Raw genomic sequence first — 19,715 nt, 5'->3', positions numbered from 1 at the left:
GAATAGATCATGTCTTCTATCCACAACCGAATCCCGGTTTCCATCCTCACCGGCTTTCTCGGTGCCGGAAAGTCGACGCTTCTCAATCGCATCCTCAAGGACCCGAGCACCAGCGATACGGCCGTCATCATCAATGAATTCGGCGAGGTCGGCATCGACAATTTCCTCGTCGAAGCGTCTGGCGACGCACTGGTGGAGCTTTCCAACGGTTGCCTCTGCTGCACGGTCCGGGGGGAACTCGTCGATACGCTTGCATATATGATGGACGGCATCCAGACGGGCCGTTTGAAGCCGATCCGCCGGGTGGTGATCGAGACGACCGGCCTTGCCGATCCGGCGCCGGTCATGCAGTCGGTGATGGGCAACCCGGTCATAGCACAGAACTTCGAGCTCGACGGCGTCGTGACGCTGGTCGATGCAGTGAACGGACTTTCGACGCTGGACCGTCATCCGGAGGCGGTGAAGCAGGCCGCAGTGGCGGATAGGCTGGTCATTTCGAAACTTTCCATGGCGGATGCGACGCAGATCGGCGCTCTCAGGGCGCGTCTGGCTACGCTTAATCCGCGCGCGCCGATGATGGATGGCGACAGCGAAGGAGCCGGCGTGGCGGCGATCCTCGAGAACGGCCTCTACGACCCGGCAACGAAGATCGCCGACGTGGATCGCTGGCTGCGCGACGAACTGGCGAATGACAGCCACGCAGACGGCCATCATGATCACCATCACGATGATCATCAAGGGCACGGTCATCACCATCATCACCACGATGTAAACCGCCACGGTGACGACATCCGCTCGTTTTCGATCGTTCACGACAAGCCGATCGATCCGATGGCGATCGAGATGTTCACCGACCTTCTGCGTTCGGCGCACGGGGAGAAATTGCTGCGGATGAAGGCGGTCGTGGCGCTGTCTGACAATCTGGACCGGCCGCTCGTGCTGCATGGAGTGCAGAGCGTTTTCCACCCGCCACAGCGTCTGGCGAAATGGCCGGAGGGATCCGACCGGCGCACCCGGATGGTGCTGATTACGCAGGGGTTGCCGGAGGCTTTCGTCTCGGATCTCTTCGCCGCCTTCACCGGCCAGCCGCGTGTCGACCGCCCCGACCGTGCGGCGCTGGAAGACAATCCGCTCGCCGTGCCGGGCCTGCGCATGTAGGGCGTCAGCCCTTGCGGATCAGGAAGCGATGACCGGTTTCGGTCTTTTCCGATAGGATGATCTGGTGGCCTTCCTGGCTGCAGAAATGCGGGATGTCGATCGCGGCCAGCGGGTCCGTGGTCTCGATCATGAGTTCGGCGCCGCTGTGCATTCCCTTGAGCCGGCGCCGCGTCTTCAGCACGGGCAGGGGACACTTCAGGCCTCTCAAATCATAGAGGCCTTCGGTCGCCACACTCACTCCTTGCTCCAGAACTTCCAGAACGGCTTCTTCTTCTCTTCGGTGATCGGCGGAGCCGCATAGGCAAGCGGGTTCTGTGCGGGAATCGGAACCGTGGTCGTCGTGCCTTGAGCAGAAGCGACGATCGCAGTGGAGGCCGGTGCATTGTCGCCCGGCAGGCGATCCTGCTTCATGCGTTCGGCAGCAGTCGCAGCGCGCGGCGAAGGAGCGGCGGAAGCAAGCACGGTATTGGCAGGCTTCGGCTGTGCCGCCGCCATCCTCTTTTCCATCATTTCCTTGAATTCTGCTTCGCTCATCAGCTTGCCGGCTTCGAGCGAGGTGCCGGTCGGCGCGTAAGCCAGTTCGCGGCCCTTGCGCTTGGTGGCAACCACCGCCTTGCGTTCGGCTTCGGTCGGTTCGTACCAGACCTTGCCCTCGAATTTGTCGACGGCTTTCTGGTAGGCTACCTCGTAGGTCTTGCCGTAGGATGTCAACGCGCTTGCAAGTGCCGGCGGTGTGGACATCGGCGGGCAGGCCGCGGTAGCCGGGCCGAACTTGCCGCTACCATCGAGCTGCTGGTTGAACACATATTTCTTTTCGCAGACGGCGACGTCCGGCGGGCGCTTGGTGACTTCGAAATTGTCGTAGCCTGCCTTCACCATCTTCCAGAAATCGTAATTCGGATTGTCGCGGTGACGCACCATGTTCTCCGCCGTCATCCGGAACGGGAAGGCCTGAAGCTGCACCGAGGTCTGGCCGCCCTTGAACGCATCGCGGGCAAATGCGTAGATTTCCAGAACCTGCTCGTCGGTCATGGAATAGCAGCCGGACGACGAACAGGCGCCGTGGATCATCAGGTCCGAGCCACTGCGACCGTTTGCCTGGTCGTAGCGGTTCGGAAATCCGGTGTTGATGGCGAGGTAATATTTCGAGTTCGGGTTCAGGTGCGCCGGCGTCAGGTTGTAGAAACCTTCGGGCGCCTGACGATCGCCTTCCTTGACTTTCGGACCGAGCTTCCCGGACCAGGCGCAGATCTGATAGCTGGCGATCACGTCGAAGCGATTGTCGGCCTTCGCCTTCCAGACCTCCAGCACCCCTTCTTCCTTGAAGATGCGGATCATGATCGGCGAAGTGCGCGGCATGTTCTTCTTCTGCATTTCCGCAACGATGCGGGAAGGCAGAGGCTGCTCGACCTTGTTCTTGACGCTCTTGAGGTCAATACTTGCGGAATCGAGAGTATCATTGCAGCCCGTAAGGGCAGTCGCGACGAGAAGGGCGAGAGCGATGTGTTTCAGGCGCATCGAGACGGACCACATGAACTTGGAACGTTGACCGGGTTCGGTACTGGCTATGATCAATAAAGCGGTAAGCTTTACATCTTCTTAACCGCTTCGATCCGCCTGTCTAGAGAAACCGTCCCAGTTTCACTGTTATCAGCAATATGGCTAAATTTGGCTGCGTCGGCGACAAACGTCGACGGATCAGAGGTTGCGGCCGATATCGAGGAATTTCTGCCGGCGTGCGGCCCTCAATTCTTCGCCCGAAAGGTTGCTCATGTCCTGAAGCGCCGAAGCGATCACCTTGCCGGTCGCGGCGATCACCGTGTCGGGCTCGCGATGGGCGCCGCCGAGAGGTTCGGGGATGATCTCGTCGATGATGCCCAGTCCCTTCAGGTCTTCGGCGGTGATCTTCATGTTCGTCGCCGCCTCGCGGGCGCGGGTCGAATCACGCCAGAGAATGGAGGCAGCACCTTCCGGGGAAATGACCGAATAGATGGCATGCTCGAGCATGTAGACGCGGTTGCCGGTGGCGATCGCGATCGCTCCGCCGGAGCCGCCCTCGCCGATGACGATGGAAATCATGGGGACCTTGACGGCAAGGCACATCTCCGTCGAGCGGGCGATTGCTTCCGCCTGGCCACGTTCTTCTGCGCCGACCCCCGGATAGGCACCGGCGGTATCCACCAGCGTGATCACGGGCAGGCCGAAACGGTCGGCCATTTCCATGACGCGGATCGCCTTGCGATAACCTTCCGGGCGGGGGCTGCCGAAATTGTGCTTGAGGCGCGTCTTGGTATCGTGGCCCTTTTCCTGGCCGATGACGGCCACCGGCATGCCGTTGAAGCGGGCAAGGCCGGATTGGATGGCGGCGTCCTCGCCGAAATTGCGATCGCCAGCAAGCGGCGTGAAGTCCGTAAACAGCTTGGTGGAGTAGTCCAGGAAGTGGGGACGCTGCGGATGGCGCGCGACCTGTGTTTTTTCCCAGGCGCCAAGCTTGGCGTAGATTTCTCTGGTCGCTTCCCGGACCCGGCTTTCGAGCCTGCCGATCTCTTCGGACGTGTCGATGCTCTCGTCTTCCGAGGCAAGCTTTTTGAGCTCGTGGATCTTGCCCTCGAGGTCCGAGATTGGCTTTTCGAAATCGAGATAGGTCTGCATGAGATCCGGTTTCCGGTTGTTATCTCGGGAACAAGAGGGTTCCCACTTTCGGTTTGGCGCCTCTAATCCCGGTTTTTGGCCTGTTTTGCAAGAGGGTGATGCGTTTCGACCAGTTCGCGCAGCCGTTCTTCCAATACATGTGTGTAGATCTGCGTGGTGGAAATGTCTGAATGTCCAAGCAGTTCCTGTACCACGCGAAGGTCCGCCCCGTTCTGCAAAAGATGGCTGGCAAAGGCGTGGCGCATCACATGCGGAGAGATTGCGGCGGCTCTAAGTCCCGCCCGCGCGGCAAGCGCCTTGAGATCGCGGGCGAAAACTTGCCGCGGCAGATAGCCCTCCTTGCCTGCGGAAGGGAAAAGCCAGGGACTGTTGCCGGTCTTGGCGAGCGCGGCCTGTCGAAAGCCGCTATAGGTCTTGAGGGCGGCGATGGCGGAGCGGGAGAGCGGGACCAGACGCTCCTTGTTGCCTTTTCCCCTGATGATCAAGAACCTGCCTTCCTGATCGAGGACCTTTACCGGCAGCGATACGAGTTCGCTGACGCGCATGCCGGTGGCGTAGAGAAGTTCGAGCAGCGCCAGCATTCTGACGCGTGCGAGCTGTTCGGGTTCGGGTTCGCCGGCCTCCCTGGCCGCAAGCTCGAGCAGCCGCGTTACCTCGTCCTCGCTCATAGTCTTCGGCAGCGTCCGGCCCTTCTTGGGCGCGTCGAGGATTGCCGTCGGATCATCGCCCCGCAGTCCCTCCCCATAAAGGAACTTGTAGAACTGCCGCATGGCGGAGAGCCGCCTTGCCTGGGAGGATGCGGCAAAACCGTGTTTGCTGAGGTGGGTCAGATAGGCCGAAAGGTTATTGCTGGCGGCGGCCAGCGGCGAAGTCCCGATCGAAGCCAGGAAGGAATGGAGGTCTTCGAGATCGCGTTCGTATGACGCTAACGTATTGCCCGCCGCACCCCTCTCGGCACTCATCATTTCCAGAAAGGCTTCGATATGGGCGCGGGAAAGGTCGGCCATCGCTGTCTTTCGCTACTTCTGCGCGGGGGTCGGATTCAGCCGCTCCGAAGGGATGCGCACCGTGACGTCGCGTTCGCGCGGTTCAACCAATGTCACGAGGGCCACCATGCTTCCATAGACGATGCCCGCAATCACGGCCAGCACGAACAGGAAGCGGAAAAGGGTGGGCATCGGGAACTCCGTGACATTGCGACGCAATATATCGATAAAGGTTTAAGGAACCGCAAGAACAAACAATCCTCCATCGTCTTTGGTGGCGATGACTTGACGCTGCCCAAGCATTTGTCGATACCGTTTTTCAAACGGACTACGATGATGACTGAAGTTGCTACCTCCGCCGACCCGACACTCAGCGAACAGGCGCGCGCCGTGCTCGGCTCGCGCAATCTGATTTTCGTCGGCCTTATGGGCGCCGGAAAATCGGTGATCGGCCGGCTGGTGGCGCAGAGCCTGTCGATCCCGTTCATCGATACCGATGCGGAGATCGAGAAGGTTTCGCGCATGACGATCAGCGAGCTCTTCGCGGCCTATGGGGAGGTGGAGTTCCGCGCATTGGAAACGCGCGTCATCGAGCGCCTCCTGAGGAATGGCCCACGCGTCGTCTCCACCGGCGGCGGCGCCTTCATCAATGAGAATACCCGCCGACAGATCAAGGCGGGCGGTATCTCGGTCTGGCTGGAAGCCGATCTCGATATCCTGTGGGAACGGGTGAACAAACGCGACCATCGACCGTTGCTCAAGACCGAGAACCCGAAGCAGACGCTCGAGAATTTGATGAACCAGCGATATCCGATCTATGCCGAGGCGGATCTGACCGTCCGGTCGGAGAATGTCCGCAAGGATGTGATGGCCAACGCGGTGCTGGCCGCCATCGTTGCCATCGGCAATCGTGCCAGTGAAGGTGAATTGCAATGAATATGTCGTCCCGATCTCCAGACCGCCCGCTGGAGCGCGTTGTGCACGTGCCGCTCGGCGAACGTGCCTACGATATCCTGATCGGACCCGGGCTGATTGGCCGCGCCGGCGGCGAGATCACGTCCCGGCTTAGGGGACGGAAAGCTGCGATCATCACCGACGAACACGTCGCGCCGCTTTATCTGGAAGCGCTGATGGACAGCCTGCAGACGGATGGCATCGAGGCGGTATCGCTGACATTGCCGGCGGGGGAAAAGACCAAGAGCCTGGAGCACCTTGCGACAGTTACCGACATGGTGCTTTCGGCGCGGATCGAACGAAACGATGCGGTGATTGCGCTCGGCGGCGGCGTGATCGGCGATCTCGCCGGCTTCGCCGCGGGCATCGTGCGGCGGGGCGTGCGCTTCGTGCAGATCCCGACCACGCTTCTGGCGCAGGTCGATTCGTCCGTAGGGGGGAAGACCGGCGTCAACACCCGCCACGGCAAGAACCTGCTCGGCGTTTTCCACCAGCCCGACCTCGTCCTTGCCGATACGGCCGCACTCGATTCGCTTTCGGTGCGGGAATTCCGCGCTGGTTATGCGGAAGTCGCCAAATACGGGCTGATCGACAAGCCTGATTTCTTCGTCTGGCTCGAGAAGAACTGGAAGCACGTCTTCGACGGCGGCGCGGAGCGGATCGAAGCGATTGCCGTGAGTTGCCAGGCAAAGGCCGACGTGGTCGTGGAAGACGAGCGCGAGAACGGCAGGCGTGCCCTTCTCAATCTCGGTCACACCTTCGGGCATGCATTGGAAGCGGCAACCGACTATGACAGCAGCCGGCTCGTGCATGGCGAGGGCGTGGCGATCGGCATGGTTCTGGCGCACCAGTTCTCCGCACGGCTCAATCTCGCGAGCCCGGACGATGCCCAGCGCGTCGCAGCGCACCTGAAGGCCGTCGGATTGCCGACTTCGATGAATGACATTCCCGGCGAATTGCCGCCGACCGAGAGGCTTCTGGAGGCGATCACGCAGGACAAGAAGGTCAAGAGCGGCAAGCTCACCTTCATTCTGACGCGCGGGATTGGCCAGTCATTCGTCGCTGACGACGTGCCGTCTTCCGAGGTTCTCGGTTTTCTGGAGGAAAAGCGGCCGAAATGACATCCAAGGGAAGCCTGCTTTCGCGCGCTGTCAACGCGGTGATCCGCGGGCTTCTTCGTTCGTTCGGCGTTTCTCTCTCGCAGGAAACTCTTACGCTCTCCAGCCATGACGATCTTCATGCGACGCTCGACGCGATGCATCGCGACCGCAATTTCGACCGGCAGGACCGCGACCGTCTGAGCGGCCTCTTCGAACTCGAAGAACTCGAGGTCTCGGATGTCATGAAGCACCGTACTGCGATGCGCGCGATCAATGCGGACGACCCGCCGGAAGTCGTGGTGCGCACGGTGCTCGAAAGCCCCTATACCCGCATGCCTGTCTGGCGGAATTCGACCGAGAATATCATCGGCGTCATCCATGCCAAGGACCTGCTCCGCGCTCTTGCAGACCAGAACGTGCAGCCGGAAAGCATTGAAATAGTCAAAATCGCCCAGAAGCCATGGTTCGTGCCGGACAGCACGAGCCTCAAGGATCAGTTGAACGCTTTCCTGCGCCGCAAGGTGCATTTTGCTGTCGTCGTCGACGAATACGGTGAGGTGCAGGGCATCGTTACCCTGGAGGATATTCTCGAGGAGATCGTCGGCGATATCGCCGACGAGCACGATATCGAGATCCAGGGCGTGCGCCAGGAGGCGGACGGTTCCATCGTGGTCGACGGTTCGGTGCCGATCCGCGACTTGAATCGCGCGCTCGACTGGAGCTTGCCCGACACCGAGGCGACGACGATCGCCGGCCTCGTCATTCATGAATCGAAACTTATTCCGGAAGAGCGGCAGGCGTTCACCTTCTACGGCAAACGGTTCATCGTCATGAAGCGGGAGAAGAACCGGATCACCCGGCTGCGCGTCCGTCCGGCGGAAGATGCGACGCTGCCGGCGGAGTAGACTTCCCACCGCTCGGCGTCCCTTGCCCGCGGGGGGCGTCCGCTCCTATCTAAGCCCCATCACCACCGTGTCGGTTCGCCGGGTGCCGCCGTCTCTACCGCGAGGGCGTGCAGGCCAGCGTCGAGTTCCGGCTTCAGAAGCGCATTGACCATCCGGTGCCGGTCGATCCGGCTCATTCCTGAAAATTTCCCCGAGACGATGCGGACACGCATGTGGGTCCCCTCCGCTCCCGTGAAACTCGGCTGATGACCGGCGTGCTGCTGGCTTTCGTCGATGACGAACAGCCGTTCCGGTTCGAGATGTTCAGCAAGCGTGGCTTCGATGCGGTCTCGGGCGGACATATCTGGCTCCGTTGCAATGCAAGAGGGGCATCCCACAAACCAGTAAGAAAGCGCTTTGTCAATTCTTGTCGCGCCCTGTCCGCCACCCCATAATGAGGGCCTTATGAAACTCGACTCCAAATATTTTGACCGTATCCGGACGCGCCGGAACAGGGAGCAGGAAGCGCCTGTCCAGGCTCCAACCTGTCAATGGGACGGCTGCGACAAGCCCGGCGTCCATCGCGCACCCGTGGGCCGCAATGCCGAGGGCCAGTTCTTCCTGTTCTGCTTTGAGCATGTCAAGGAATACAACAAAGGCTACAATTATTTCTCCGGCCTCTCGGACACGGAGATCGCGCGTTACCAGAAAGAAGCGATCACCGGCCACCGTCCCACCTGGACCGTCGGCGTCAACAAGGCTGCCAAGGATGCGCCGCTGCATACCACGGCCCGCTCGGGGGCTCCGGGCGCGCAGCAGCGGTTCAAGGACCCCTTCGGCTTCGTATCTCAGGCCCGCACCGGGGGTGGATCGCGCTTCCAGACGCAGGGGCGCAAGCTCAAGACTCTCGAGGCGAAGGCTTTCGATACGATGGGCCTGGCCGCCAATGCCACGGGCAGCGAGATCAAGAGCCGCTACAAGGAACTGGTCAAGAAGCACCACCCGGATGCAAACGGCGGAGACCGCGGTTCTGAGGAACGTTTTCGCGCCGTTATTCAAGCATATCAGTTGTTGAAGCAGGCGGGTTTCTGCTAAGCCGTAAAAATTATGGCAGTGAGGACGACGGCCGGGCGGCGGCTCGCGCCTTGGAGAGATGATGAGTAAGATTGATCTAGACATTTCCAACCTTCCCGATACCACCGTTTCGGTTCGGGAAGCCTTCGGCATCGATACCGATCTCAGGGTTCCGGCATACAGCAACGGCGATCCATACGTTCCGGATCTCGACCCCGACTATCTTTTCGACCGCGACACGACCCTCGCTATTCTCGCAGGCTTTGCGCATAACCGACGCGTCATGGTGTCCGGCTTTCACGGAACCGGCAAGTCGACCCATATCGAGCAGGTTGCAGCCCGCCTCAACTGGCCGTGCGTGCGCGTCAACCTCGACAGCCATGTCAGCCGTATCGACCTCGTCGGCAAGGACGCGATCGTCCTGAAGGACGGCAAGCAGGTCACCGAATTCAAGGACGGTATCCTGCCCTGGGCCTACCAGCACAATGTCGCGCTCGTCTTCGACGAATACGATGCGGGCCGCCCGGACGTGATGTTCGTCATTCAGCGCGTCCTGGAATCTTCCGGCCGCCTGACTCTGCTCGACCAGAGCCGGGTCATCCGTCCTCACCCGGCATTCCGTATCTTCGCGACCGCCAACACGGTCGGCCTCGGCGATACGACCGGCCTCTATCACGGCACGCAGCAGATCAACCAGGCGCAGATGGACCGCTGGTCGATCGTGACCACGCTGAACTATCTGCCGCACGAGAAGGAAGTCGATATCGTTGCCGCCAAGGTGAAGAGCTTCGGCGCGACGGCCGAGGGCCGCGAAACCGTCTCCAAGATGGTGCGCGTGGCCGACCTTACCCGCTCGGCCTTCATTAACGGCGATCTCTCGACCGTCATGAGCCCGCGCACGGTTATCACCTGGGCGGAAAATGCCGAGATTTTCGGCGACCTGGCATTTGCCTTCCGCATCACCTTCCTCAACAAGTGCGACGAGCTTGAGCGTACGCTGGTGGCCGAGCAGTACCAGCGCGCCTTCGGCATCGAACTGAAGGAAAGCGCCGCCAACATCGTTCTTGGAGCGTAAGCGCGGAAAAACGTCATGGCAGGTCGCGGAGACAATTCGAAAGCCAAGCCCGGCGGTCCGGTCGATACGGAGCCGTTGCGCCGGGCGATTACCGGCTGCGTGCGCTCGATCGCTGGTGACAGCGAGGTTGAGGTTTCGTTCGCTAACGAGCGTCCGGGCATTGCCGGCGAGCGCATTCGCCTGCCGGAAATCTCCAAGCGGCCAACGGCGCACGAGCTGGCGGTGACCCGCGGCCTTGGCGATTCCATGGCGCTCCGGCTTGCGTGCCACGACACGAACGTCCATGCCAACATGGCGCCCCAGGGTGCCGATGCGCGCGTGGTGTTCGACGCGGTGGAGCAGGCGAGGGTGGAATCCATCGGCGCCATCAGGATGGCCGGCGTCGCCGCCAATCTGAGCGCCATGCAGACGGAAAAATACGCCAAGGCGAATTTCTCCGGCGTCGAACGTCAGGAAGATGCACCCGTCGGTGAGGCTATCGCCATGCTGGTGCGCGAAAAGCTGACGGGCATCAAGCCTCCCGCCAGCGCCGGCAAGGTGCTCGATCTCTGGCGGCCTTTCATCGAGGACAAGGCGGCTGGCGATCTCGACAACCTCCGGGACGTCATCGAAGACCAGCAGGCCTTCGCCAAGCTCGTGCGTCACATGCTCACCTCCATGCAGATGGCGGAGGAGTTTGCGGACGAGGACACCGAGCCGGAGGAAATGGAGAATCCGAGCGAGGAGGACCAGCCCCGCAGCGGCGAGACCGAGAACGAAGAGGTCGAGGAAGAGGCAGGCTCGGATGCCGCGCCTGCCGACCAGAGCGAGGCAGCCGACGAGGAGCTCGACGACGGCGAGATGGACGGCGCCGAAATGTCCGACGAGGATATGTCGGAAGATAGCGATGAGCATTCCGAGACCCCTGGCGAAACGCGCCGGCCCAACAGCCCGTTCGACGATTTCAACGAGAAGGTCGATTACAAGATCTTCACCCAGGAGTTCGATGAAGAGGTCACGGCCGAGGAGCTATGCGACGAGTCCGAACTCGATCGCCTGCGCGCCTTCCTCGACAAACAGCTCGCTCATCTGCAGGGCGCGGTCGGCCGGCTTGCAAACCGCCTGCAGCGCCGTTTGATGGCGCAGCAGAACCGTTCCTGGGATTTCGACCTGGAAGAAGGTTATCTCGACCCGGCGCGTCTCGTGCGCCTGATCATAGATCCGATGCAGCCGCTTTCCTTCAAGAAGGAGCGCGACACGCAGTTCCGCGACACGGTCGTTTCGCTCGTCATCGACAATTCGGGCTCGATGCGCGGCCGGCCGATCACGGTCGCTGCCACTTGCGCGGACATTCTTGCCCGGACGCTGGAACGCTGCGGCGTCAAGGTGGAAATCCTCGGCTTCACCACGAAGGCCTGGAAGGGCGGGCAGTCGCGTGAAAAATGGCTGGCGAGCGGAAAGCCCGCCACGCCCGGCCGCCTCAACGACCTTCGCCACATCGTCTACAAATCCGCCGATGCGCCCTGGCGCCGCTCCCGCCGCAATCTCGGTCTGATGATGCGTGAGGGACTGCTCAAGGAGAATATCGACGGCGAAGCTCTGATGTGGGCGCACCAGCGCCTGATCCATCGTCCGGAGCAGCGCAAGATTCTGATGATGATCTCCGACGGCGCGCCGGTCGATGATTCGACGCTGTCGGTCAATCCGGGCAATTATCTCGAACGGCACCTGCGGGCGGTCATCGAGCAGATCGAGACCCGTTCGCCGGTGGAACTCTTGGCGATCGGTATCGGCCACGATGTGACCCGGTATTACCGCAAGGCCGTGACGATCGTGGACGCGGACGAACTTGCCGGCGCGATGACCGAGCAGCTTGCCGAACTGTTTGCGGAAAAGGGCGGCAAGCCTGCCGGCCGTATGCGTCGGGCAAGCTGAGGTCTCCTTTGAAGCTTGCGCGCTTCGCCCTTTGCCTCGGCATTTATGGCATCCTGGCGTCACCGGTTGCGCCGGCGACTGAAACCGTGCCCATCACTGCTCGAGCGATTACCCAATTCAAGGCGGGCTCGAAGGAGACGCGGTTCGGTTCCCTGGAGTTCCTCGGGGGCATTCAGTTCTCTTCGTCGGACGGACGGCTGCAATCCTTGTCGGCGATCCGGTTTCGCCCGGACGGAAGAAACTTCGTTTCCGTACTCGATACGGGTGAGTGGCTGACCGGCCGGATCGAGCGCGATGCATCAGGACGCCTTTCCGGGCTGGCGGATCTCTCGATCAACCCGATCCTCATCCGCGGCGGTCGTGTCGGCTCCAAATACAATTCGGATGCCGAGGGGCTGGCCCTTCGGAAAGGGCAGGCGGCCGTCGGCTTCGAGCAACTGCATCGCGTCGATGTCTATCCGGATCCCGGCTTCGAACAATCCGGACCGCTGACGACGCTCGACAATCCCATTCCTCGCCGGGAATTCCGGATGAACGCTGGCATGGAAACCGTGGCGGCGTCGCCGGAGGCCGGCCCGCTGAAGGGCTCGCTGGTAGTCGTTACGGAGCACAGTCTCGATGACCAAGGCAACCTTTTCGCGGCAGTCCTGGAGGGGCCGCTGAAAGGTGTCTTCAAGGTTGTTCGTCATGATCCCTACGACGCGACGGACGGGGCGTTTCTTCCCAACGGCGATTTCCTGCTGCTCGAGCGCCGCTTCAGTTATCTCGGCGGCCTCGGCATGCGCATTCGCCGGATCAAGGCGGAAGCCATCCGTCCGGGTGCCGTGGTCGATGGCGAGACGCTGATCGAGGCCGATATGGGCTATGCGATCGACAACATGGAGGGGCTCGATGTGATCTCCGGGCCGGACGGAAAACCGCATCTCGTCATCGTGTCCGACGACAACGGCAACATCCTGCAGCGCAACGTGATGCTGGAATTCCGGCTGCTTCCCTGAGGGGTGGCCTAAATAGCTGTCACATGATTTCGATAAGGCCTCTGGCGCTTGCGAGAAGGGGGAGGAGGCAACGATGGCCCATATTCACGTCATGGGAGCGTCCGGCTCGGGCACGACATCGCTCGGGGCGGCGCTGGCCGGAAGGCTCGGGGTTCCGCATCTGGACACCGACCACTTCTTCTGGCTGTCGACCGATCCGCCCTTCACTACCCCGAGAGACGTCGCGGAGCGTGTCGCCATGCTGCGGGAGCAGGCGACGCCGGACGAAGGATGGGTTCTGTCCGGCTCGGGCCTGAAATGGGCGACGCCGATCGAGCCGCTTTACGATCTGATCGTCTTCCTGACGATCGATCCCGTGCTTCGCATGGAACGGATCAGGCGGCGGGAAGAAGCCCGCTACGGCAATCGCATCCTGCCCGGCGGCGACATGGCCGAGAAAAGCCGGGAGTTCCTGGAATGGGCGGAAAGCTACGACACCGGCGGACCGGAACGCCGCAGCCTCGCTGCCCATGAGGCATGGTTGGCGACGCAAGCCGCGCCCGTTCTGCGACTGGATTCGTCGCGGCCGCTCGATGAGCTTGTTGTTCGCGTCACCGGTCACCCGGCCGTTGTCGATCGCTAGCTTTCGTCAGCGGGCGGGGGCAACCTGCGGCATGGGCTTCAGGGTGTTCATCAACGCACCATAGGGCAGCAGCAACACCACGCCGACCAGGATCTTGACGACGAGGTCGCCAAGTGCCCAGGAAATCCACCGCGGAGCTTCGGTTGCGAAGGCGCCGAGGATCGGAGCCGCGGAGATCGCAAAATCCTCGTTCGGACCGATGAAGGCGAAGATCGGAGCGAAGGCCAGCGAGAAGAACAGCAAGGTATCGAGGGCGGAGCCGAGGAGGGAGCCTGCCAGCGGCGCACGCCACCAGGTCTGGCGGCGGAGCTCGTTGAAGACAGAGATGTCGAGAAGCTGGCCGATCAGGAAGGCGGTGCCCGAAGCGATGGCGATTCGCGAAGGGGCCGCCAGGAAGGAAAGCGTCACGCCGACGACGAAGCCGACCAGCACGACGCGGCGTGCAACAGCCGGGCCGAACTGCCGGTTGGCCAGATCGGTGACCAGGAATGCGACGGGATAGATGAAAGCGCCCCAGGTCAGGAGATCGCCGAGTGCGATGCCCCACAACGTTCCCATGACGGGAAACTGGACGAGGAAATTGGAGGCAACGACAACGGCCGCCATGAGCAGGGCATAGATAAGGGTATAGCGGGAGCTCAGCATTTTTTTATCCTGGGTGATGCCACCAGTTGGAGGGATGTGAAGACAAGAGAAAAGGCCTGTACGGTTCTACCCGTTCAAGCCTTCCTCAAGCCGGATGATGAGATGGCGAAGCTATTAAGCGGCTTCGGCAGTCTTCTTGGCGATCTGGCGGCGCAGCAGACGAGCGCGCATCGACAGGTCGGTTTCGTCGGACTTGAGCAGGAAGGCGTCAAGGCCGCCACGATGTTCGACCGAACGCAGGGCGTGCGCAGAAACGCGCAGGCGGAAGCGCTGGCCGAGAGCGTCGGAGATCAACGTGACCTGGCAAAGGTTCGGCAGGAACCGGCGGCGGGTCTTGTTGTTGGCGTGGCTTACGTTGTTGCCGGTCTGAACGCCCTTGCCGGTCAGTTCGCACACACGAGACATGGATACACCTTTGTTCTTCTGCAATCGGATGGTACTTCCGGACAATGCCCGGCGCGCCGATCCAATTGGTCCTGATTGGAAAGTTGCGGTTCTATAGTCAGTGAGGCCCGTCCAGTCAAGCCAAAACCTTGCCCCCTACTCAAGAGATTCCATGGGCGCCTGCTTCAGGCCGCTATTTTCTTGCCACTATGGCCAGTCTATATGTGCGCGGGGCGGCGCTTTCGGCGTCCTCGTCGTTCAGGGCAAGTCATGATCCTTCTAGGCCGTTTCGTCAGCGCATCCATTCTCATCTTCGGATTTGGAACCGCCTCGCTCGGCTCGGCCGAAATTCGGCATGTCAGCGAATATGACATCAAGCTGGGCATTTTGCCGATTGCCAGGGCTTCCTTTGCCAGCGAATTCGATGACAGCGCCTACAGGATCACCGGGACATTCAAATCGGCGGGAATCGTCGACATCATCAGCCGAATTTCCGCCGAGACCAGCGTGAACGGACGCATGCTGGACAACAAGCTGCAGGCGGATCGTTACAACCTGGTCTACAGTGCCGGCAAGCGCACCCGCGTCTATGACGTGGCATACCGCAACGGCGACGTGACCGAGACGACGGTCAAGCCGGAGCCGAAACGCAATCCGAAAAACTGGATCCCGGTGACGGACAGCGACCTTCGATCCGTGCTCGATCCCTTGAGCGGTCTCATCTTTCCCGCCAATTCCAAGGTCTGCCCGAGCCGCCTGCCAATCTATGACGGCGAGTCGCGCATGGATCTCGTTCTGACGCTGAAGGGCACCAAACCCTTTTCGACCCGGGGGTTCACCGGCGAGGCGATCGTCTGCTCCATCCGCTATGTGCCCAAATCCGGCTTCCGGCGCGGACGCAGCGATATCGAGTATCTGAAGAAGACGCCGATGGAAATCTGGTTTGCCAAGGCACAGTCCGCGAATGTATATGCTCCCGTCTATGCCCGCATTCCCACGCGGATGGGGCAGGTCTATGTGACGGCCGTGAAATACGGCGGTTGAGGTGACGCCCAACGGCGTCGAGGGGGCAGGGGTGAAAATCCGGGGAACACTGATCGGCTTCACGGCGATCCTTATGTGGTCGCTTCTGGCCCTGATGACGGCTGCGTCCGGCAAGATGCCGCCTTTCCAACTCTCCGCCGTCACCTTCGCCATCGGTAGTTTGCCCGGTATCGTCCTCTTCATCTTTCGGCCCCAGCGTATCCGGCTGCTCCGGCAATCGCCCAAGGTCTGGATCACCGGAATCGGCGGGCTCTTCGGCTATCACTTTCTCTATTTTACCGCACTCAGGAACGCGCCGGCCGTCGAGGCTGGCCTGATCGCCTATCTCTGGCCGCTCTTCATCGTCGTCGGTTCGGCTTTGCTGCCGGGAGAAAGGCTGCGCTGGTATCACCTGGCCGGCGCGATTTCCGGGCTTCTTGGCACGATAACCATCGTCTCCCGCAACGGCCTCTCCTTCGATGGCGCCTATACCCTTGGTTATGGGGCGGCTTTCCTTTGCGCGTTCGCCTGGTCCGGCTATTCGCTGCTGACGCGGCGCTTCGATCGCGTATCGACGGATGTGGTGACGGGCTTCTGCCTCGCGACGTCCGCCCTGTCGCTGATCTGCCATCTGGCAATCGAGACGACGGTCTGGCCTGCCGATATCGGCGAATGGGCAGCGATCGTCGGCCTCGGCCTGCTACCGGTCGGCGCGGCCTTCTACGCCTGGGATTACGGTGTGAAGAACGGCGACATCCAGATCATCGGAGCGGCGAGCTATGCGGCACCGCTTCTATCGACACTGATCCTCGTCGCATCCGGTTTTGCGGCGCCCGACTGGCGCATCCTGGTCGCCTGCCTGCTGATCACAGGCGGAGCGGTGCTCGCGGCACGCGACATGTTGCGGCCGAAGCCGGCCGGCGGGGAGGCTATTGCTGAATAGGCGTCCCCGGAGATTCGGGGGCGTTGGGGGGAGAGATGTCCATCTTTTTGTCTGTTGTGCTTGCCGCTTCCGTGGCGTCCGCACTCTTCTATTTCCGTTGGCTGGAGAGGCCGGCAGGTCATTTTCGCACCGCGTTGAAGACATTGCCGGTGGCACTGCTGGCGGTGTATGCCCTGTCGGCCGGCGGGCCGCTGCTCCTTGTGGCCGCGCTGGCCCTCGCTGCGCTGGGCGACGCCTGCCTCGCCTATGACGGCCGGTCGCCCTTTCTTGCCGGTCTTGCAGCCTTCCTTGTCGCGCATCTTGCCTTGGTCGCGCTCTTCTGGCCCTCGATCGAACCTTCGCTGATCACCGCAAGCGCATGGCGTTATGCGGCCGCCTGGTTCTTCGTGGTTCTTACGGCGATGTTGCTCCTCCTGCTTTGGCGACCTGCCGGGCCTCTCGTCGCACCTGTCGTCGTCTACGCGGCGGCCATAGTCGCGATGGCGCTTTCCGCACTGGCCGTGAAGCCCATCCTTCCGTCTGTGGGAGCCGCGCTTTTCGTCATGTCGGATGCGGGGCTCGCAATCCAAAAATTCCTGCTGAAGCGGCACGATCCTGTAATGAAGAGGCTGAAGCGCTTTATCTGGGCCACCTACTATACGGCCCAGTCCGTTTTTACCTTCGCTTTTGCCGGGTTGCCGGGTTTTTAGGGATGCTTCAGCCCGGCTCCCAACCGGGCGCGGCCATCTCGAAGCTCGAGAACTCGAAACCGGGCGCGACGGTGCAGCCGACGAGCGTGAAGCTGCCGAGCGGCTCCGCCGCCTGCCACGCATCCGCGGGCACGACTGCCTGCGGCCGTTCGCCTTTACCCAATTCGATGCCAAGCGTGACCGTCTGTACGCTCATTCCATCCGAGATCCGAAGGAGCAACGGATCGCCCGCATAGAAGTGCCAGATCTCGGCGGCATCCCGCACCCGGTGCCAATGGGACCGTTCGCCTGCCTGAAGCAGATAGTAGATCGCCGTCGAATGACCGCGAGCGCCGCCGCTGGAATCCCGGAAGGTTTCCACGTACCAACCGCCCTCCGGATGCCGCTGCATGCCGAGCGCTTCGATGATCTCTGCGGCTCCCACTTAGAAGTTGTCCTTGCGCTTGCGGATTTCGGCAAAGACCTCTTCGTTGGACTTCCCTTCCATCAGCAGATTTCTGCGGATGGCCGGATCGGCGGCGCGCAGGAAGGGATTGGTCTCCTTTTCCAGGCCCATCATCGTCGGGATCGTGAATTTGCCCGCCGCCCGCCGTTCTTCGATCTCCTTGGCCCGGGTGCGCAGACGGGGGTTGTCGGGATCGATGGTCAAGGCGAACTTGGCGTTGGTGAGCGTGTATTCATGGCCGAAATAGATGGCGGTCTCGTCCGGCAGGACGGCAAGCTTCTGCAGCGAATGCCACATGTCGGCAGCGGGACGCTCCAGCAGCCGGCCGCAACCGAGTGCAAACAGCGTGTCGGCTGCAAAGAGGATCTTGTCGTCCGGGAAATGGTAGCAGATGTGGCCGGCCGTATGGCCCGGTGTTTCGAAGACCCGCACCAGATGCTCACCGAACTTAAATTCGTCGCCGTCCGCCATCGTCTTGTCGAGACCGGGGATCGCGACCGCCTCATTGAAGGGGCCGATGATCTCGAGCCCGAATCTCTCCTTCAACGCCAGATTTGCTTCCACATGGTCGGTGTGGTGATGGGTCGTGAAGATATGCGTGATTTTCCAGCCGCGGCGGGTTGCGGCGTCGAGAACGGGTTTTTCCTCGGGCGCGTCGATCGAAGCCGTGAGGCCGCTTTCCGGATCATGAACCAGGACGCCGTAATTATCGCTTCGGCATGAAAAAACTTCGAGTTCCAGTGGTTTCATACATTGCCCCTATTGCTCAAATCTCTTTGCGCAACAATGTAGAGACTGCTCAACCGAAGTCCAACCATCATAGGTCAGCATTTTGTCCGTCGACATCGTGGATCTTCGCGAATTCTATCATTCGCTGCTCGGCCGCTTCGCCGAACAGTCGATCGTGATGGCGCTTGCTTCGCTTTGGGCGCGCCTGCCGGAGGAACGGTTGGTCGGCCTCGGCTATGCAGTCCCCTATCTCGATCGCTTCCGCGCCGATACGGAGCGGACCTTCGCCTTCATGCCGGCGGGGCAGGGTGCGGTGAATTGGCCGGTCGGCGAACTGTCGTCGACGGCACTGGTTTTCGACGAAGAACTGCCTTTGCCGGACTCGTCGATCGACCGCGTGCTTATGGTGCATTCGCTGGAATTTGCCGAAAATCCGCGGGAGACGCTGAAGGAGGTCTGGCGCATATTGGCGCCGGGGGGGCGGCTCGTCATCGTTGTCCCCAATCGGCGTGGGGTCTGGGCGCGCATGGAGCATACGCCGTTCGGGTCGGGCAGGCCCTATTCGAGGGGCCAGCTCACCTCGCTGCTGCGCGAGACGAATTTCACGCCGGGAGCGAGCGCCGAGGCGCTGTTCTTTCCGCCGTCCAAGATTCGTGCGGTGCTGCGGCTGCGCCAGGTCTTCGAGCGCATGGGTCGGCGCTTCTGGCCGGTCTTTTCCGGGGTCATCGTATTGGAAGCGCAAAAGCGCCTCTATCAGGGCCTGCCGGTCGCAGCCCGCGCTTCCCGCCGCGTCTTCGTTCCTGTGCTAGCCCCTAGAGGCGTGCCGACAACGCGAACGCGTTAAGTCCTGCCTTTGGGCTTCACGGCTTCAGGTCGAAAAGCGCAAGCGGCTGTCCCTCCATCGAGAAGGGCACGGATTCGTGCGTATGGGCGATCTTCCAGCGGCCGTCCTCGCGGGCGAAGGTGACGGTCAGGCGAAACCAGAGGCCGCTTTCTCCCGTGCCGATCTTTCTGCCGGCGAGGCGCGCAAGCGCGCTGCACCATGCAATGTCGCCTCCGAGGCGAAGATCGGTATTCCGGATCTCGAACTCCAGGCCGCCTTCCCAGGTGTCCAGCCATGCCTGCAAACCGGCTCTGTCGTGCCCGATCGTTTCCAGAGGCGGAGCAAGCGAGAATGCGCGGATGCTGGGGGACTCGCAGGCGATGATCGCATCGGCGTCCTTGTCACGCAGGGCCTGCGCCCAATTGTCCAGCAACACCCTGATATCGTCATGATCTCCAACGCTCATGTTTTTGCTCCTTGATGTTTCGGTCTTCTCAAAGACGTATGGCCGGCGGCATTTCCGACAACCGGACATCAAGAAATCGAATGGGTGGCAGAAACCGGCATCTCTCGACAAAGGCCGTTTTCGGCTTTAATGCCACTGGATCACCCGCCAA

The 19,715-nt window shown here is 61.5% G+C and carries 23 protein-coding genes and 1 pseudogene; 13 read left to right on the top strand and 11 right to left on the bottom strand.

What is annotated here, in order from left to right:
- Nucleotides 1-9: 9 nt before the first annotated feature.
- A complete protein-coding gene (locus C5L13_RS22880) occupies nt 10-1,158 on the top strand; it encodes a CobW family GTP-binding protein (protein ID WP_105385577.1) in 1,149 nt (382 codons plus the stop codon).
- Between the two features lie 4 nt (nt 1,159-1,162).
- Here C5L13_RS22880 and C5L13_RS22875 read toward each other — a convergent pair whose 3' ends face one another.
- The 5 genes from C5L13_RS22875 to C5L13_RS22855 form a co-directional block, all read right to left on the bottom strand.
- Nucleotides 1,163-1,396: a sulfurtransferase TusA family protein gene (locus tag C5L13_RS22875; protein WP_105385576.1), complete on the bottom strand. Its 234-nt coding sequence runs from the start codon at nt 1,394-1,396 to the stop codon at nt 1,163-1,165.
- Nucleotides 1,393-2,676: a L,D-transpeptidase family protein gene (locus tag C5L13_RS22870; protein ID WP_105385672.1), complete on the bottom strand. Its 1,284-nt coding sequence runs from the start codon at nt 2,674-2,676 to the stop codon at nt 1,393-1,395. The genes C5L13_RS22875 and C5L13_RS22870 overlap by 4 nt, the downstream gene beginning before the upstream one ends.
- A gap of 180 nt (nt 2,677-2,856) precedes the next feature.
- On the bottom strand, nt 2,857-3,810 hold the full coding sequence (locus C5L13_RS22865; RefSeq protein ID WP_105385575.1) for an acetyl-CoA carboxylase carboxyltransferase subunit alpha: 954 nt from the start codon (nt 3,808-3,810) through the stop codon (nt 2,857-2,859).
- Between the two features lie 62 nt (nt 3,811-3,872).
- Nucleotides 3,873-4,817 carry a site-specific tyrosine recombinase XerD gene (gene xerD / locus C5L13_RS22860; protein ID WP_105385574.1) on the bottom strand — a complete coding sequence of 315 codons (945 nt, stop codon included), beginning with the start codon at nt 4,815-4,817 and terminating at the stop codon, nt 3,873-3,875.
- 12 nt (nt 4,818-4,829) lie between these two features.
- Nucleotides 4,830-4,988 carry a hypothetical protein gene (locus C5L13_RS22855; RefSeq protein WP_105385573.1) on the bottom strand — a complete coding sequence of 53 codons (159 nt, stop codon included), beginning with the start codon at nt 4,986-4,988 and terminating at the stop codon, nt 4,830-4,832.
- Nucleotides 4,989-5,132: 144 nt separating this feature from the next.
- On the opposite strand from C5L13_RS22855, the gene C5L13_RS22850 reads away from it, so the two are divergent.
- From C5L13_RS22850 to C5L13_RS22840, 3 genes and pseudogenes are all read left to right on the top strand, one after another.
- The gene (locus C5L13_RS22850; RefSeq protein ID WP_105385671.1) at nt 5,133-5,732 is read left to right on the top strand and encodes a shikimate kinase; all 600 of its coding nucleotides are present in this window, start codon (nt 5,133-5,135) and stop codon (nt 5,730-5,732) included.
- Complete coding sequence (gene aroB / locus C5L13_RS22845; RefSeq protein ID WP_205836877.1) at nt 5,729-6,871, top strand: 3-dehydroquinate synthase; 1,143 nt, start codon at nt 5,729-5,731, stop codon at nt 6,869-6,871. The genes C5L13_RS22850 and aroB overlap by 4 nt, the downstream gene beginning before the upstream one ends.
- Nucleotides 6,872-6,888: 17 nt before the next feature.
- A pseudogene (locus C5L13_RS22840) lies at nt 6,889-7,755 on the top strand (HlyC/CorC family transporter); the annotation flags it as partial.
- 59 nt (nt 7,756-7,814) lie between these two features.
- On the opposite strand, the gene C5L13_RS22835 reads toward C5L13_RS22840, so the two are convergent.
- Entirely contained in the window at nt 7,815-8,096 is a 282-nt protein-coding gene (locus C5L13_RS22835; RefSeq protein WP_105385571.1) for a BolA family protein, read from the bottom strand.
- 103 nt (nt 8,097-8,199) lie between these two features.
- Here C5L13_RS22835 and C5L13_RS22830 point away from each other — a divergent pair, with 103 nt between their 5' ends.
- The 5 genes from C5L13_RS22830 (at nt 8,200) to C5L13_RS22810 (ending at nt 13,417) form a co-directional block, all read left to right on the top strand.
- Nucleotides 8,200-8,829: a J domain-containing protein gene (locus C5L13_RS22830; RefSeq protein WP_105385570.1), complete on the top strand. Its 630-nt coding sequence runs from the start codon at nt 8,200-8,202 to the stop codon at nt 8,827-8,829.
- 61 nt (nt 8,830-8,890) lie between these two features.
- Nucleotides 8,891-9,883, top strand: a complete 993-nt coding sequence (cobS, locus tag C5L13_RS22825; RefSeq protein WP_105385569.1) for a cobaltochelatase subunit CobS — start codon at nt 8,891-8,893, stop codon at nt 9,881-9,883.
- A gap of 15 nt (nt 9,884-9,898) precedes the next feature.
- Nucleotides 9,899-11,797 (top strand): cobaltochelatase subunit CobT, encoded by a 1,899-nt coding sequence (gene cobT / locus C5L13_RS22820; RefSeq protein ID WP_105385568.1) that lies wholly within the window; start codon nt 9,899-9,901, stop codon nt 11,795-11,797.
- Nucleotides 11,798-11,805: 8 nt separating this feature from the next.
- Entirely contained in the window at nt 11,806-12,795 is a 990-nt protein-coding gene (locus C5L13_RS22815) for an esterase-like activity of phytase family protein (protein WP_105385567.1), read from the top strand.
- Nucleotides 12,796-12,868: 73 nt separating this feature from the next.
- Nucleotides 12,869-13,417 (top strand): ATP-binding protein, encoded by a 549-nt coding sequence (locus C5L13_RS22810; RefSeq protein WP_105385566.1) that lies wholly within the window; start codon nt 12,869-12,871, stop codon nt 13,415-13,417.
- A gap of 6 nt (nt 13,418-13,423) precedes the next feature.
- On the opposite strand, the gene C5L13_RS22805 is transcribed toward C5L13_RS22810, so the two are convergent.
- A complete protein-coding gene (locus tag C5L13_RS22805; RefSeq protein ID WP_105385565.1) occupies nt 13,424-14,062 on the bottom strand; it encodes a VUT family protein in 639 nt (212 codons plus the stop codon).
- A gap of 114 nt (nt 14,063-14,176) precedes the next feature.
- Nucleotides 14,177-14,467: a 50S ribosomal protein L28 gene (rpmB, locus tag C5L13_RS22800; protein ID WP_105385564.1), complete on the bottom strand. Its 291-nt coding sequence runs from the start codon at nt 14,465-14,467 to the stop codon at nt 14,177-14,179.
- A 249-nt stretch (nt 14,468-14,716) separates the two neighbouring features.
- On the opposite strand from rpmB, the gene C5L13_RS22795 reads away from it, so the two are divergent.
- From C5L13_RS22795 to C5L13_RS22785, 3 genes are read left to right on the top strand one after another with little or no spacing between them, the layout of a single operon-like run.
- Entirely contained in the window at nt 14,717-15,490 is a 774-nt protein-coding gene (locus C5L13_RS22795; RefSeq protein ID WP_105385563.1) for a DUF3108 domain-containing protein, read from the top strand.
- Nucleotides 15,491-15,521: 31 nt separating this feature from the next.
- Complete coding sequence (yddG, locus tag C5L13_RS22790) at nt 15,522-16,412, top strand: aromatic amino acid exporter YddG (RefSeq protein WP_105385669.1); 891 nt, start codon at nt 15,522-15,524, stop codon at nt 16,410-16,412.
- Nucleotides 16,413-16,447: 35 nt separating this feature from the next.
- Entirely contained in the window at nt 16,448-17,101 is a 654-nt protein-coding gene (locus C5L13_RS22785; RefSeq protein WP_105385562.1) for a lysoplasmalogenase family protein, read from the top strand.
- 7 nt (nt 17,102-17,108) lie between these two features.
- On the opposite strand, the gene C5L13_RS22780 is transcribed toward C5L13_RS22785, so the two are convergent.
- Nucleotides 17,109-17,525 (bottom strand): cupin domain-containing protein, encoded by a 417-nt coding sequence (locus C5L13_RS22780; protein ID WP_105385561.1) that lies wholly within the window; start codon nt 17,523-17,525, stop codon nt 17,109-17,111.
- The gene (gene gloB, locus C5L13_RS22775; protein ID WP_105385560.1) at nt 17,526-18,296 is read right to left on the bottom strand and encodes a hydroxyacylglutathione hydrolase; all 771 of its coding nucleotides are present in this window, start codon (nt 18,294-18,296) and stop codon (nt 17,526-17,528) included.
- 82 nt (nt 18,297-18,378) lie between these two features.
- Here gloB and C5L13_RS22770 point away from each other — a divergent pair, with 82 nt between their 5' ends.
- Entirely contained in the window at nt 18,379-19,119 is a 741-nt protein-coding gene (locus tag C5L13_RS22770; protein WP_105385559.1) for a class I SAM-dependent methyltransferase, read from the top strand.
- A 16-nt stretch (nt 19,120-19,135) separates the two neighbouring features.
- Here the strand turns inward: C5L13_RS22770 and C5L13_RS22765 are convergent, their stop codons facing one another.
- Nucleotides 19,136-19,564 carry a nuclear transport factor 2 family protein gene (locus C5L13_RS22765; RefSeq protein WP_158693510.1) on the bottom strand — a complete coding sequence of 143 codons (429 nt, stop codon included), beginning with the start codon at nt 19,562-19,564 and terminating at the stop codon, nt 19,136-19,138.
- Nucleotides 19,565-19,715: the final 151 nt, after the last annotated feature.

It is taken from the genome of Neorhizobium alkalisoli, assembly GCF_002968635.1.
In the GTDB taxonomy this organism is placed as follows: Bacteria; Pseudomonadota; Alphaproteobacteria; order Rhizobiales; family Rhizobiaceae; genus Neorhizobium; species Neorhizobium alkalisoli.
This window is presented reverse-complemented; position numbering and strand designations above follow the sequence as displayed.

Coding starts and splice junctions, on each gene's coding strand:
- C5L13_RS22880 (WP_105385577.1), top strand. CDS start 10: ATGTCTTCTATCCACAACCGAATCCCGGTTTCCATCCTCACCGGCTTT.
- C5L13_RS22870 (WP_105385672.1), bottom strand. CDS start 2,676: ATGCGCCTGAAACACATCGCTCTCGCCCTTCTCGTCGCGACTGCCCTT.
- C5L13_RS22865 (WP_105385575.1), bottom strand. CDS start 3,810: ATGCAGACCTATCTCGATTTCGAAAAGCCAATCTCGGACCTCGAGGGC.
- xerD (WP_105385574.1), bottom strand. CDS start 4,817: ATGGCCGACCTTTCCCGCGCCCATATCGAAGCCTTTCTGGAAATGATG.
- C5L13_RS22855 (WP_105385573.1), bottom strand. CDS start 4,988: ATGCCCACCCTTTTCCGCTTCCTGTTCGTGCTGGCCGTGATTGCGGGC.
- C5L13_RS22850 (WP_105385671.1), top strand. CDS start 5,133: ATGACTGAAGTTGCTACCTCCGCCGACCCGACACTCAGCGAACAGGCG.
- aroB (WP_205836877.1), top strand. CDS start 5,729: ATGAATATGTCGTCCCGATCTCCAGACCGCCCGCTGGAGCGCGTTGTG.
- C5L13_RS22835 (WP_105385571.1), bottom strand. CDS start 8,096: ATGTCCGCCCGAGACCGCATCGAAGCCACGCTTGCTGAACATCTCGAA.
- C5L13_RS22830 (WP_105385570.1), top strand. CDS start 8,200: ATGAAACTCGACTCCAAATATTTTGACCGTATCCGGACGCGCCGGAAC.
- cobS (WP_105385569.1), top strand. CDS start 8,891: ATGAGTAAGATTGATCTAGACATTTCCAACCTTCCCGATACCACCGTT.
- cobT (WP_105385568.1), top strand. CDS start 9,899: ATGGCAGGTCGCGGAGACAATTCGAAAGCCAAGCCCGGCGGTCCGGTC.
- C5L13_RS22810 (WP_105385566.1), top strand. CDS start 12,869: ATGGCCCATATTCACGTCATGGGAGCGTCCGGCTCGGGCACGACATCG.
- C5L13_RS22805 (WP_105385565.1), bottom strand. CDS start 14,062: ATGCTGAGCTCCCGCTATACCCTTATCTATGCCCTGCTCATGGCGGCC.
- rpmB (WP_105385564.1), bottom strand. CDS start 14,467: ATGTCTCGTGTGTGCGAACTGACCGGCAAGGGCGTTCAGACCGGCAAC.
- C5L13_RS22795 (WP_105385563.1), top strand. CDS start 14,717: ATGATCCTTCTAGGCCGTTTCGTCAGCGCATCCATTCTCATCTTCGGA.
- C5L13_RS22785 (WP_105385562.1), top strand. CDS start 16,448: ATGTCCATCTTTTTGTCTGTTGTGCTTGCCGCTTCCGTGGCGTCCGCA.
- gloB (WP_105385560.1), bottom strand. CDS start 18,296: ATGAAACCACTGGAACTCGAAGTTTTTTCATGCCGAAGCGATAATTAC.
- C5L13_RS22765 (WP_158693510.1), bottom strand. CDS start 19,564: ATGAGCGTTGGAGATCATGACGATATCAGGGTGTTGCTGGACAATTGG.